At 65.4% G+C, this 14,052-nt stretch carries 6 protein-coding genes; 5 read left to right on the top strand and 1 reads right to left on the bottom strand.

The genetic code is table 11. From position 1 onward, the window contains the following. The first annotated feature begins 211 nt into the window (after nucleotides 1-211). Nucleotides 212-1,138, top strand: a complete 927-nt coding sequence (locus ACWD35_RS42930) for a golvesin C-terminal-like domain-containing protein (RefSeq protein ID WP_451356773.1) — start codon at nucleotides 212-214, stop codon at nucleotides 1,136-1,138. A gap of 50 nt (nucleotides 1,139-1,188) precedes the next feature. Here the strand turns inward: ACWD35_RS42930 and ACWD35_RS42925 are convergent, their stop codons facing one another. Further along, nucleotides 1,189-1,707: a hypothetical protein gene (locus ACWD35_RS42925; protein WP_451356772.1), complete on the bottom strand. Its 519-nt coding sequence runs from the start codon at nucleotides 1,705-1,707 to the stop codon at nucleotides 1,189-1,191. A 297-nt stretch (nucleotides 1,708-2,004) separates the two neighbouring features. Here ACWD35_RS42925 and ACWD35_RS42920 point away from each other — a divergent pair, with 297 nt between their 5' ends. The 4 genes from ACWD35_RS42920 (at nucleotide 2,005) to ACWD35_RS42905 (ending at nucleotide 13,873) form a co-directional block, all read left to right on the top strand. After that, nucleotides 2,005-10,764 (top strand): golvesin C-terminal-like domain-containing protein, encoded by an 8,760-nt coding sequence (locus ACWD35_RS42920; protein WP_451356771.1) that lies wholly within the window; start codon nucleotides 2,005-2,007, stop codon nucleotides 10,762-10,764. A gap of 147 nt (nucleotides 10,765-10,911) precedes the next feature. After that, entirely contained in the window at nucleotides 10,912-11,967 is a 1,056-nt protein-coding gene (locus tag ACWD35_RS42915) for a hypothetical protein (RefSeq protein ID WP_451356770.1), read from the top strand. A 532-nt stretch (nucleotides 11,968-12,499) separates the two neighbouring features. Then, the gene (locus tag ACWD35_RS42910; RefSeq protein ID WP_451356769.1) at nucleotides 12,500-12,796 is read left to right on the top strand and encodes a hypothetical protein; all 297 of its coding nucleotides are present in this window, start codon (nucleotides 12,500-12,502) and stop codon (nucleotides 12,794-12,796) included. Nucleotides 12,797-12,820: 24 nt separating this feature from the next. Continuing rightward, nucleotides 12,821-13,873, top strand: a complete 1,053-nt coding sequence (locus ACWD35_RS42905) for a threonine/serine dehydratase (RefSeq protein WP_451356768.1) — start codon at nucleotides 12,821-12,823, stop codon at nucleotides 13,871-13,873. The last annotated feature ends 179 nt before the right edge of the window (nucleotides 13,874-14,052 follow it).

Here is a 14,052-nt window from a genome sequence, read left to right as displayed (position 1 = left end):
GCTACCTCGCCGGCCTCCATCTACGAGCCTCGGTGATCTGGATCAGCGACCTCCTGAAGGCAACTGGCTGATCACAACATCACACAGGCCCTAGGACGATCGCGCGGATCGCAGCTCATCTGGACGCTGGTCCCGGGTTGCAGGGCGTGTCCAGCTCGGATGACGTCGGCCTGGCCGGCCTTTAGCGGTTGCCGGCCAGGCGGTGAAGCGGTTGGCCAGCACCCTGCACCAAATCGGCGGCGGCTACGGCGGCCACTTCTGGTATGCGCACACCCGCGACACCGCCCACCTGGGCGGCACGACGAACGGTCCGCTGACCGTCCGCGGCTCGTGGATCCCCAACGGCACCTTCGACATCGCCGAGGTGTACGTGCACGTTCCGGACACCGGGGCGCAGTCGCAGCGGGCCCACTACGAGATCAGCGGGGCCGTCGGCGGTCCGTACGACCGGTACGTCGACCAGGACGGCAACAACAACAGGTGGGTCTCGCTGGGCGCCTTCAAGTTCAACGGCACGCCGAGCGTGAGCCTGTCGAACTACACGCCCACGGGCAGCGCGGACCGCGACATCGCCTTCGGTGCCGTGGCCTTCCAGTCGGTGCAGGGCACGTTCGTGCACCGCACCCTGACGGCGGCCTCGGTCTTCGACCCCAACCAGGAGCTCAACTCCAACTGGCCGGTCAGCCAGCTCAACACGCCCATCCGGTCGATGAAGGACCTCTACAACTGGGGGACCGAGCTGTCGCACGGCACGGATGGCGGCCCGCTGTGGGACGGCAGCGCGAGCAATGAGGTGTCCGCCAGCGGTCTGACGTCGTGGCCCAAGTGCATGACCGAAGCCAACAAGGACGAGTGCACGGCTCCCAAGACCTACGACGCGGGCGAACAGTGGTACCACGACATCAAAGAGCGATGTCGACGTGACGTTCGTGAAGGACGACACGGGACACATCATCCCGGGCAGCCAGAGCGCGAGCTACGACGTGCGGGTCGGCAACGCCCACCTGCCCGTCTTCGTCCCCCAGCTGATCAAGGCGATCTCGTCGGACTACGGCATCGCCGCCCCCGACCTGACGTACGCGACCCCCGACGCACTGGAGTACGGACGGACCAAGCGCCTCGCCCGCCTCACACGTAGAACACGTTGTTACTGTCCCGGGGCTCGTCTTCGGTAGCTGCTCGACCTGATCAGGTTTCGTCGCCCTTCTCACCGCCCATAGCGGGCAGTGTGCTGGAGCAGGTGGCGCGGCCGAACGTGCCCGTGGCGGTGGCGCTTTGGATGTGCTGTCCGCGGATGGCGAGTGTGCAGCGGGCGGTGCCGCCGTGTTCGCCGAGGACGATGCTGATGGTCGGGTCCTGTCCGAGGGGGACGTCGACAGTCTTGTGCCAGGGCAGGTGGGCGCCCTGGGCGACGGTGGCCTTCCCGGTCTCGCTGTAGGCCTGGTATGTGAGGTCGGCGGTGCCGGTGCCGGTCACTTCGTAGGTGACGGCGGCGGTGGGGACATGATGCTGCTTCGGCTTGCCGTCGCCGCCGTCGGTGCCGAGGACGCCGTAGAGGATCAGTGCGGCGCAGGCCGTGAGTGCGGCACCGGCGACGTACAGGGCGGCGCGGCCGGGGCGTCGGGTGCTGGCTGCTGTGCCGCCCGGCCCGCCTGAAGTCTCCGGCGTTTCCGCGGCGGCTGGCATCCCCAGTTTTCCCTTGTGCATGAACTTTTCCTTTGTCTCAGGTGACCCGGAAGCGCGCGGGCCGTGAATCGATAAGTCGAAGCATTTTTGTCCGGCACTCCCGCACCAAAACCGGGCCCTTATACATGACGTCGGAGAGTTTTTTCCAGCGGCCAGACAAACCGGGCGCTGATTTTTAGACATCGCCGAAATGCCAGGATTGCGAACTCGCTTGACGTGGCCTCATCTGGGTGATTAGAACCGCGGCGCCGCTGCGTCTGACCAGCCCTTGAGGTCGGTCGGAAGTTTTTCGGGCGGCATGTTTATGACGTCTGAGAGATGGAGAGGGTTGCAGTGAGACGCAGATTGGGCACGCTTGTCGCGTGCCTTGTGGTGTCCGCGGTGGCGAGTACCGCGTTGCCGCAAGCCGCTTATGCGACAACCAATTCCGGGCATGGCGGAAAGGGAATTGTCGACACCGTCAAGGGGTGGTTCGGCGATGGCCGCCATGTCGGCGGTCACCGGCTCGTCAAGCCGCTGTCCCATGACGAACTGGATGTGGCCGACCGGCAGAAGCTGCCGAGGGGCAAGGCGGAGCCGCAGGCGAAGCGGATCAGGGAGCTGAAGGGCAGGCGCACGTCGACCGCCCGTTTCTGGCAGTTGTCCGACGGCCGTGTGCAGGCGGAGCTGTCGGCGGTGCCGACCGTGTACCGCTCGGGCTCCGGCCGGAGGGCAACCTGGAAGCCGATCGACACCGCCGTCCACGCCACGGACACGAAGGGCGACGCGAAGGGCTTCGACTTCGCCAACACGACCAATGAGGGGTGGAGTTGGTTCGGTTCGGACGCGGACCACCTGGTGCGCTTCCAGTCGCCGGACGGTCATAGCGTCACCCTCGGTCTGGAGGGCGCGACCGGTGCGCTGAAGCCGGTAGTGAAGGGCTCGAAGGTCACGTACAAGGACGCGGTCAACGGCGCGGACCTGGAGTACGGGGTGGGCCGCGGCCGGGTGAAGGAGAACATCACCCTCGCCGAACGCCCGCACGGCCCCTTGAAGTTCACATTCACGCTGGACACGGACGGGCTCACGCCGAGGGCCCGCAAGGACGGCTCGGTCGCGCTGTACGGCGAGTTGCCGCACACCCCGGTGATGGTGATCCCGGCGCCGTTCATGACAGACGCGAAGAAGGCGGACAAGTCTGTCTTCGGCGAGACATACAGCAGGAAGGTCACGCAGAGGCTCACGAAGGAGGGCAGGTCCTGGAAGCTGACGGTGACTCCGGATGCGAAGTGGCTGGCGTCGAAGGAGCGCCGGTACCCGGTGGTGATCGACCCGACGATCACGATCGCGCCGTCGCCGTCGGACTCGCAGGATGCGATGGTCCTGTCGGATCAGCCGTCGGTGAACTTCAACTCCGACTGGCGGCTGTCGGTGGGCCGGACGAACACGGGTATCGCCCGTTCGCTGATCAAGTTCCCGCTGTCGGAGATCCCGGCGAACACGAAGATCGACTCGGCGCGGCTGGAGATGTACTACGACCAGTCGCACACCACGGCCGGCACGAATGTCCTGGTCGATGTGCACCGGGCCACCGGCCCCTGGGACGAGTCGCAGGCGAACTGGACCAACACCAGTTCGCTGGTGGGTGAGGAGTCCGGCACCACGGTGCAGGTGGACGACGGGGACGCGGACACGACGGCGGCGACCGGTTCGTGGCCGGCGTCGAACTCGTCGCTGACGCAGTACGGGGTCGGCGGCGACTACCACTACAACAAGGACACGGTGGCCGGGGACACCTACACCTGGCAGCCGAGGCTCCCGGAGAGTTCCACCTACCGGGTGGACGTGCACTACGTGGCGGCCTCCGACCGGGTCACTGCCGCGCCGTACACGGTGACCGGCACGAACGGCTCCACCACCTACACGGTGGACCAGACGTCCGGTACGCAGGGGGTTTGGACGTCCCTGAACAGCGGCAACCAGATCCAGTTCTCCAAGGGCACCGCGGGCAAGGTGGTCCTGGGGGACGGTCCGGTGACCGGGTCGACGGTGGCCATCGCGGATGCGGTGCGCTGGGTGAACCCGGCGCAGCTGACCCGTACCAAGGGTGACTACAACACGTGGGACCGGTTCCCGGTCACCGACACCGTGCAGCAGTGGGTGAACGGTACAGCGCCCAACTACGGTTTCGTGCTCAAGGCGGATGACGAGTCGGCCAACGGCCCGCTGGGCGGGCCGCTTTATGAGGCGGGGGACGGCTACTACGGCGGCGAGACCTCCACGATCCCGCGGCTGACGGTCACCTACGGCAAGGTCGGCACCACCCTCGACTCGCCGACGGTGATCCACTCCACGGGTCCGGAACTGTCGTGGAAGGCGTACTCGAACACCACCGGGGATTCGGGTCTGGACATTGTCGAGTACCAGCTGCACCGCTCCACGCAGCAGGCGTTCACGCCGTCGGCGGCAACCCTGGTGGCGCCGATCGACAAGTTGGCGACCGCCTACACGGACACCACCGCAACTCCGACCCCGGACTCTTCCTCGGCGGAGATCGGCCGGTCGTACTACTACCAGCTCGCGGTGAAGACGAAGAGCGGGGAACTGCTGGGCTCCCCGACCCGCATCGTGGGCATTCCCAAGGCGGGCCGCACCATGCGGCTGCTCCAGGGCACGGACGAGGTGACGGACTCCACGCTGTCGTCCACGCAGCCGGCCACCAACCAGGACGCCATGACGTCCTGGGGGGTTGGCCAGCACTGGCTGGAGGTCGGCAACAACTCCTCCACCTGGGGCACGACCCGCGCCGCGATGAAGTTCGACACCAGCGCAATTCCGACCACGGCCACGGTGCTGGAGTCGCGGCTGTTCATGTGGGGCGCGGAGACCGACACCGACACCAACGGCGCGATCTACGAACTCCACGGCCTGACGAAGGACTTCGCTGAAACCTCAGCAACCTGGAACAACGCCACCTCGACAACGGCGTGGACCAAGCCGGGCGGCGACTTCTCCTCCACCGTCTCCGACACCGTTCCGCAGGTCTCCGAGGTCGGCCGCCACTGGTGGGACGCGACGTCCCTGACCCAGGGCTGGACCCGCACCCCGTCCTCCAACCACGGCGCACTCGTCAAGCTGGCGGACGAGACCTCCAGCGGCCCGCAGGAACGCACGGTCTTCCTGTCCTCGGAAGCCGACGACTACCAGCTCGGCCCGCTGCTGCGCGTGATCTACGTCGACTCCACCACGGACGACACCTACTACGCGCCGACCACCCCGGCCCGTATGACCCCGAACTCCACGTACACGGTGGACTTCACGGTCACCAACACCACCTCCAGTGCGTGGGCGGCCGGTGAGCGGGTCCTGTCGTACACGTGGAAGCTGCCCGACGGCACGGACATGACGACGGGCGGCAACCAGCTGACCACCGCGATACCGGCCCTGGCCTCGGGTGCATCAGCGACGATCCACGCGCAGGTAAAGACCCCGATCAACTCCGACTCGGGCAGCAAGCGCACGAGTTACGTCCTGGGCTGGGACGTCAAGAAGGTCTCGGACGGCAGCTGGCTGTCGGCCGGCACCGCAGGCATCCCGCCGCTGAAGCAGAACGTGGCAGTCGAGGACCCGACCTCCAACGCGCTGGGCCTTGAGAAGTTCTACTCCTACACCGGCAAGAACACAGGCGCCGGCTCCACGCTGATGAACAACCTGGCCTCCGGCAACAGCGTCTGGTCCTACAACGCGTTCTCCAACCCCGGTCGCGGTCTGACGACGTTCGCCAGGTTCGCGTACAACTCCCTGGACACCGACAACCCGACGGGCGGCGCGGGCGCGGGCTGGTCGATGCAGGTGGGCGGGCCCATCCGGCTCGGTGCGGCACTGGACTTCCACCCCAACCCCAATCCGACCGAGATCCGTCTGCCCGACGGCGACGGCACCACGCACACCTTCACCAAGCAGGCCGACGGGTCGTGGAAGGCCCCCGCGGGCGTCCACTACCGCATCACGGCCAAGACCGGCCTGGACTGCACCCCGGACAAGGACCCGATACCCGACGCCTGGACCCTGCTACGCCCGGACGGCACGCGGTTCTTCTTCGGCTGCGACGGCTACCTGACATCGGTCGTCGACAAGAACGGCAACACGCAGACGTACACCTACGAGCTGCACAAGAATCAGGGCAAGGCGGCGAAGTTCCTCGCCTACGTCACCGACCCGGCGGGCCGACAGTCCCTCACTCTCGACTACTACAAGAGGGGCGACGCGTCGTACGACTACATCGACGCCACGGGCGCCAAGGGCACCGGCAGCAACCTGACCAACCCGGACATCTACGACCACGTGAAGTCCATGACGGACATCTCGGGCCGCAAGATCTCCATCTACTACACCGACAAGGGCCTGCTCGGGCAGTTCACCGACGGCGACGGCTCCACCCAGCCGAAGAACTTCAAGTTCACCTACGACGCCATCCAGGGCAACAAGAACGTCAAGCTGGTCAAGGTCACAGACCCACGCGGCCACGCGACCCAGCTGTCCTACTACGCCCCGCAGACGGGCGACGATCCGAAGTACCACTGGTGGACGAAGACAATCACCGACCGCCTGAACGGTGACACCGGATTCGCGTACGCGGCGGACACCGCGAACACCAAGTTCACCGACACCACGGTCACCGACGCCGAGACCCACGCCACGAAGTACGTGACGGACGACTTCGGCCGCCCGGTCCAGACAACCAACGCCAAATCCCAGACGACGAAAATGAGCTGGGACGCCGACAACAACGTCACCTACCTCGAGGAGGACAACGGCGCCAAGACCGCGTACTGCTACGACCAGAAGACGGGCTACCCGCTCTGGCAGCGCGACGCGGAGAACAACAAGGCGGGCGTACCGGACCAGACGACCACGTGCGTGCCCGACACTTCGAAGTGGCCGGCCAACGCTTCGAAGTACGAGTACCAGACCCGCGCGGATGGCTTCTCGGCGGACCTGTTCCGCAAGACGTCACCGGAGGGCCGGGCCTGGCAGTTCGGCTACGACAGCTTCGGCAACCTGAAGACGGTCACGGACCCCAAGGGCCTCGCGACGACGACGGTGGGGGACTACACCACGTCGTACGAGTACAACTCCTACGGCGAGCTGACCAAGGCCACCGACGCCAACAGCCATTCGACCGTGAACAGCGACTTCGATCCGAACGGCTACCCGAAGACGATCACGGACGCGCTGCAAAAGTCGACGTCGTACGTGTACGACGACCGCGGCCAGGTCACGTCCGTCACGGACGCGCTGGGCAAGACGACCACGCAGACGTACGACACCTTCGGGCGTCCGCTGGTCAACACCGTGCCCAAGGAGCAGGGCGTGGTGATCACCACCCCGGCACCGGTCTACGACGCCAACGACAACGTCACCAGGTCCACGGCACCCGACGGCGCGGTCTCCACGGCGGTGTACGACGACACGGACCAGGTCACGTCGGCGACGGCGCCGGCGAACAACCAGACCGACCCGCGCACCACGTCGTACACGTACGACAAGGTCGGCGACCTGAAGACGACGACCGAGCCCAAGGGCACGGCGACGACTTCGGACACGACCGACTACATCACGACGAACTCCTACGACGAGATCTACCGGCTCACCTCCGTGGTCAACGCGAAGGGCGACAAGGTCTCGTACGAGTACGACGACGTCGGCAACGTCACGAAGGTCATCGACCCGAAGAAGAACGCGACGACCGACACCACCGACTACACAACGAAGACGGACTACGACCTCGACCACCGCGTCACAGTGGTGACGGACGCGGCCGGCAAGACGTCGAAGAAGGGCTATGACAAGGACGGCCTGGTCACCTCGGCCACGGACGCCGAGAACAACACCACGCTCGTTACCTACGACGAGCGCGGCAAGACCACGCAGGTCCAGGTCCCGCACGACGGCACGTCGACCATCTCGTACCGCACGACGAAGTACGAGTACGACCAGGTCGGCAACACCACCAAGGTGATCACCCCGCGCGCGGTCGCGGCCGGCACGACCACCGCGTTCACGGCACGCACCGACTACGACGAGCTGAACCGCCCCATCAAGCAGTACCAGCCGTACGACCCGGCGGACTCCCGCTACAACAACGCCAACGTCTACACGCAGACGACGTACGACGAGGTCGGCCGGGTGTCGAAGACGTCGCTGCCACCGTCGGAGGGTGAGACGGTCCGCAACGACACCAAGTACAGCTACTTCGACAACGGCTGGGTGAGGTCGTCCACGGACCCGTGGGACATCGCCACGACCTACGAGTACAACGACCTGGGCCAGCAGACCAAGCGGACCCTGACCTCGGCGGGCGGCTCCTCGGACCGCACGATGACCTGGTCCTACTACCCCGACGGCTCACTGAAGTCCCGCGCGGACGACGGCGTCCCCGCCGGCAAGTCGGTGGTGTTGGTCGACAACTCCGACACCCAGAACACCTCGAAGACGGGCACCTGGACGAAGGGAGACGCGACCAACCAGCAGGGCTACAACCACGAGACCCACGCGGCCGGCACCGGCACGGACGCCTTCACCTGGACCCTGAACATCCCGAAGGACGGCACGTACGCGGCGTACGTGAAGTTCCCGACTGTGACGGGCGCCGCGACGACGGCCAAGTACACGCTGACGTACGACGGCGGCACGGTCGACAAGACGATCGACCAGAGCGCGACCGCGAACCAGGGCACCTGGGTCTCGCTGGGCTCGTACGCCTTCAAGCAGGGCAACGCCGCCAAGCTCCAGCTGTTCCAGAACAGCGGCGGAGTGGTGGCCGCGGACGCGGTGAAGCTGGTCCGTGACACGACCGGAGACCCGGCCGACACGGAGAAGGACAACTTCGCCTACTCCTACGACCTCAACGGCAACCTGACCCAGATCGACGACACGTCGTCGACGGCGAAGATCGACTCGTACGCGATCACCTACACCGGCCTCAACCAGGTCCAGAAGGTCACCGAGAACCTGGCGGGGACGGAGAAGAAGGCCACGTCGTACACGTACGACGCAAACGGCAAGCCGGACACGATCACGCACCCCGACCAGTTCTCCAAGTACACGTATGATCTGCGCGACTTGGTGAAAACGGTCTCGGTGGGCAAGTCCGCCACGGACGCCTCGCCGAAGGTCACGTCGTACACGTACACCGACCGAGGTCAGCAACTCCAGGAGACCAAGGCCAACGGCAACACGGTCGACTACACGTACTACCTCGACGCGGCGCTGAAGACGTCGACGGAGAAGAAGCCCAACGGCACCCTCGTCTCCTCGCACACCTATGCCTACGACGCCAACGGCAACAAGTCGCAGGACGTGGCGAAGAAGATGAACGCCGACAACCACACGGCGTACCTCGACTCCACCACCAACTACACCTACGACCCGGCCAACCGCCTGAAGCAGTCGACCAAGACGGGCAACGGCGCGGGCACGGAGACGTACGTCCACGACGACAACGCGAACGTCATCAGCCAGACGGTCGGCAGCACGACCACTACGTTCGACTACGACCGCAACCGCCTGCTGACCGCCACCGCCGGCGGTTCCACCGCCAGGTACAACTACGACCCGTTCGGCCGCCAAGAGTCGGTGACACAGGCGTCCGACGGAAAGATCATCTCCCGCAACGTCTACGACGGCTTCGACCACGTAGTGGAGTCCCAGAAGGCGGACTCGACGGGCGCGCTGAAGTCGACGACGTACACCTTCGACCCGCTCGACCGCACCACCTCGCAGACCGCCAACGGCAAGACGACGGACTACGAGTACCTGGGCCTCTCCTCCAAGGTCTTGGACGAGAAGGTCGCCGGCACCCTCACCAAGTCCTACCAGTACAGCCCGTGGGGCGAACGCCTGTCGCAGATCAAGTACAACTCCGACGGCACGACGGAAGACGGCTACTACGGCTACAACAGCCACTCCGACGTCGAAACCCTTACGGACAAGAACGGCGACACGAAGGCCACATACGGCTACACCGCCTACGGCTCCGACGACAAGTCCGAGTTCACCGGCATCGACAAACCGGACACCGCCGACCCGACCAAGGAGGCGTACAACCCGTACCGCTTCAACGCCAAGCGGTGGGACGCCCAGTCGGGGACGTACGACATGGGGTTCCGCGACTACGACCCGGGGCTTAACCGGTTCACGAGCCGGGACATGTACACCGGTGCCCTTGCCGACATGAACCTCGGCGCCGACCCGTACACCGGCAACCGGTACGCCTTCGCTGGCGGCAACCCGTCCAGCTTCATCGAGCTCGACGGTCACCGGTTGGTAGGCGAAGACGGATTCTCCGGATCCGCGGAAGAGATAGAGGCCCATGAAAGGTCCCTCGCGGCGGCTGCCGCGAAGGCCAATCCCGACGGCCTGAAGCTGTTGACTGATCCAGCCGAAGTTCCTGAGGGCTTGGATGTCATGCCGGAAGGTATGCGTCTAGCTGGTGGAGAGCAGCAGTATCAGAAAGCCTTGGAAATCCTCCACGCGGAGTACGAGAAGAAGTTCTTTAATTATTCCAACTATACTGCCATTGCATCTCGGGTGAATGTCCGAGTCGGTGGCAACGGGCTGTCGAGAACTGTTGTGTTCTTGAGTTCCAAGGCGCAACCGAAGCAATTGCAAGGCATGCTGGACGAACTCGAGGACAACGGGATCGTTGTCATCCAGGCCGCACCGGGTACCGGAAGGTCGGGTAAAGGACACGCCGAAGGGGCGGCAGCCGCACTACGAAACAGCCCTGAACTTCAGGAGGAGTGGCTGGGCGGGCGGATCACTCGAGTGTACAGCGCCCTTTCTGCCATCAAAGTTTGCTCCGAGAAATGCGGAGAGGATCTCACCGAGTTCATAGGTGAAGAGGGTGTGAACATATCCGAGGATGACAGCGGGCTGCTTGAGGGCGGCATCTACACCACGGAGAAGCGGCTGGAAAACGGAAAATTCTATGGAACGCCCAGGGTGTTCGAACAGGCGATGAATGCCATGGAGCAGGGCAGGCTTGGCTTCCTGGATGGCTTGGAAGCCGCTGGGGGAGAAATGCCCGAGGAGTAGATGCGGCAAAGTCGCGGTGAGTGACTTCGTGCGGCCCGTAGGCATGTTCAATCATACTTACGGGCCGCATCGCACCCGCGGAAGTTTTGCAGTACTCAAAAGGCAACGGGTAGCCCTTAATTGTAGCTAGACTGCTATACTCGGGGGATGGATATCGATTCCATCTTCGCTGACTTTGATGCGCACTCCCGGTCAGAGCACGGGCGAGGAGCTACGGAGATCCTGAACCTTCTACGAGAAATCACATCTTCCGACCCGGACGTGTCCCAAGAAGCCCTTGAGGGTCTTTGTGATCACCGAGTGCTGAATCAGGGGACTGTCTTCCCGGAGACCTTGGTAGCTGTGCCCTATATGGCACGGCTAGCAGCAGCCTCTGTACCACGTGCCCCCGAGTTGCTATATCTACTTGGAGCCATAGCAGAAACCGACAGTGAGGTAGATATCCCCAAGGGGGCGGCCCGCGCCGCTGTAGTTGACCAACTCCCTATCCTGGTACCCCTGTTGGAAAATAAAGATTCCCGCGTCAGGCAATTCGCGGTGTGGGCCGTGGCCCAGTGCAGAGTGCCTGACATGGTTTTCGATGAGTTGCTCGCACGCTGGAGAGTCGAACACGAACCAGCTGTGCGTGCAGACCTCCTGTTCGGGTGTGTTCTACTCGACCCTGCCCGGACGAAACCGATGGCTGAAGAAGCCATCAATACCAACGAGGCCGATCAAGTCCGTATCGCTGCGCTCATCGTTGGCCTCGATGCCGGGCTCCTCTGGACAGAGGGTGCGACTGATATCATGTTGTCTCTGCTTCCTGCTGAGGAGCGCATCGGGCAAACCCCATGGCTAGCAGCCCCGATCACCGAAGTCGCTGAGCGCCTGCAACAACACGGCGAGGTTGACGCTGCTACCGAATTGCTGGTTGCGGCGATGCGCATGGAAGGGCTACAGAATAGAGCCGCATGCAGTGAGGCACGAAGGGCGGCCCAATTTCTGGGAGACAAGGATCCGAAGGCTCGTGCACACCTAGTGGCGGGGCTCATTCATCTTTTGGATGATCCGGTGGAAAGTCGTCGTGTGACGCGAACCATCAACAAGTGGCGAACTCCCGCAGAGGCTATCGTCCCAGCTCTAGTAGAACTGGCTGGTGATGTGGACGAACGAGTAGCGGGACACGCCTTGAGGATCTTGACTGCCTTCGTGAACCGTTCGTAGGGCTCAGGGGGAATCAACACGCTGGTTTGACCTCGATTCGTCAGCGGTGAGCGGTCGCTGATCTACTCGACTGATTGCCCGTTACGTCCCCTCGTCTTTTGGGGCGGGCTGTCGCATGTCGCTGCGGGAGCGCCAGGTTCCACCGGCCCGGACCTGCGGTTTCCTCCTGGTTGGGGATTCGGGGCCGGCCGTCAGGTGGCGGCCGGGAGCGTGGAGAGCCGCTGCCAGGCCTGGACGAACGTGTCCGCCCGGGGCCAGGTGCGCTCGATTCGCAGCCAGCGGCGGTGGGCATGGGCTGCGAGGCGGGCGGGCAGGCGGTAGAGCCTGCCGGACTGCTGGTCAGCGGCGCGGCGGGCGGCTGCGCGGGTTCGGTGCTGCGGGCCTCGCCGAGGCCGGGGGCGCGGCCGTCGCGCCGGCCACGATCGGCGGCAGGGCCGTCTTCGGCGGCACCTTACGCGAGATCAACGCGGGCGCCCTGGTCCACTACGACGACCTGAACCGCGAGTTTCCCACCGGCCTGTTCGACCAGGAGGTGCTCGCCCAGCTCGCATTCAACGTGTGGGTGTCGGTGCCGCCAACCGGCGGGGCGACCACGGTGTGGCGCCACCGCTGGGAGCCCACCGACGAGCAGCACCGCCAAGCGTACGGCTACCGGCCCGAGGCCGTCGCGCACTGCCAGCACGTCGACCTGACACCGCACACCGGCGACGCGCTGCTGTTCAACCCCGCGAACTTCCACGCGGTCGAGCCGAACCCAACCGGGCGCCGGATCGCCTTCGCGTTCTTCCTCGGCCTGACCACCACCGGCCAGCTCATCGCCTGGTCGTGACCACCTCATCGCAGGAGCAACACTGTGCACCAGCTCACCTACGGCGACATCAAGGCCGCCAACGACCGGATCGCCGGACGCATCCGACCCGTCACCCTGGCCCCGCTCGACCCGGGCGCGATCCGCACCGCCCACCGCGACCCCCTTGACGACCGGCCCGAGCAGCCCTGTGAGGTGTGGCTGGCCATGGAGTTCATGCAGCACACCGGCTCGTTCAAGGCCCGCGGCGCGCAGAACTTCATCCAGGCCCACCGCGACGCGAACACCCTCCCCGACGCCGGGGTGACTATCGCCTCGGGCGGTAACGCCGGGCTGGCGTGCGCCTGGGCCGCCCAGCAGCAGGGCGTACGGGCCACGGTCTTCCTCCCCGAGACCGCGCCGGCGGTGAAGGTGGCCAAGCTCCGCGGCTACGGCGCCGACGTCCGCCTGATCGGCTCCGAGTACGCCGAAGCCCTTGCAGCCTGCGAGGAGTTCGCGAGCACGACCGGCGCCCTGGCGAGCCACGCCTACGACCACCCGCTCATCGCGGCCGGGGCCGGCACCCTGCTGGAGGAAATCCGCCACCACATCCCCGGTCTGGACACCGTGGTGGTCGCGGTCGGCGGCGGCCTGTTCGCCGGGGTGGCCACCGCCGCCCAGCACCACGGCGTCCGCGTCGTGGCGGTCGAGCCGGAGAACTGCCGCGCGCTCAACGCCGCCCTCCAGTCCGGCGCCGTTATCGATGTCACCGTGGATTCGATTGCCGCTGACTCCCTCGGCGCACGCCGCACCTCCCAGATGGCCCTGCACGCCGCCCGGCAGGATCGAGTGCACTCCGTACTCGTGCCGGACGCCGAGATCATCCGCGCCCGGCAGGCATTGTGGGACCACCGCAAGGTGGCGGTCGAGTACGGTGCCGCGGCAGCTCTGGCCGCGCTCACGTCACCGGACCAGCACGTCTTTGACCGGGACCTCCCGTTCCGGCCCGCCGTAGCGAGCCGAAGCTTCCGGCCTGGCGGTGGCGAGAAGGTCTGCGTGGTGCTGTGCGGAGCGAATACGGACCCGTCCGACCTGGTGAATCGGCCCACCGCACAGTGATGAGGCCGCAGGGGGCAGCCGCCCGGCTGCCCCCCTCGCCGCGTTCGGGCCTTCCAGTAGCAGCGGCCGAGGGCCGTCACACACTGAGGCTTTTCCAACCTGCTGCGTCAGCTTGGCAGTTGGGCTGACGAACTGGTGAAGCCCCTGGTAGATGGGTTGTTCGACCAAGAAGAACCATC

It is taken from the genome of Streptomyces sp. NPDC002671, from assembly GCF_053592475.1.
Note: the sequence above shows the minus strand (reverse complement) of the source record. Positions and strands in the feature narration are given on the sequence as shown.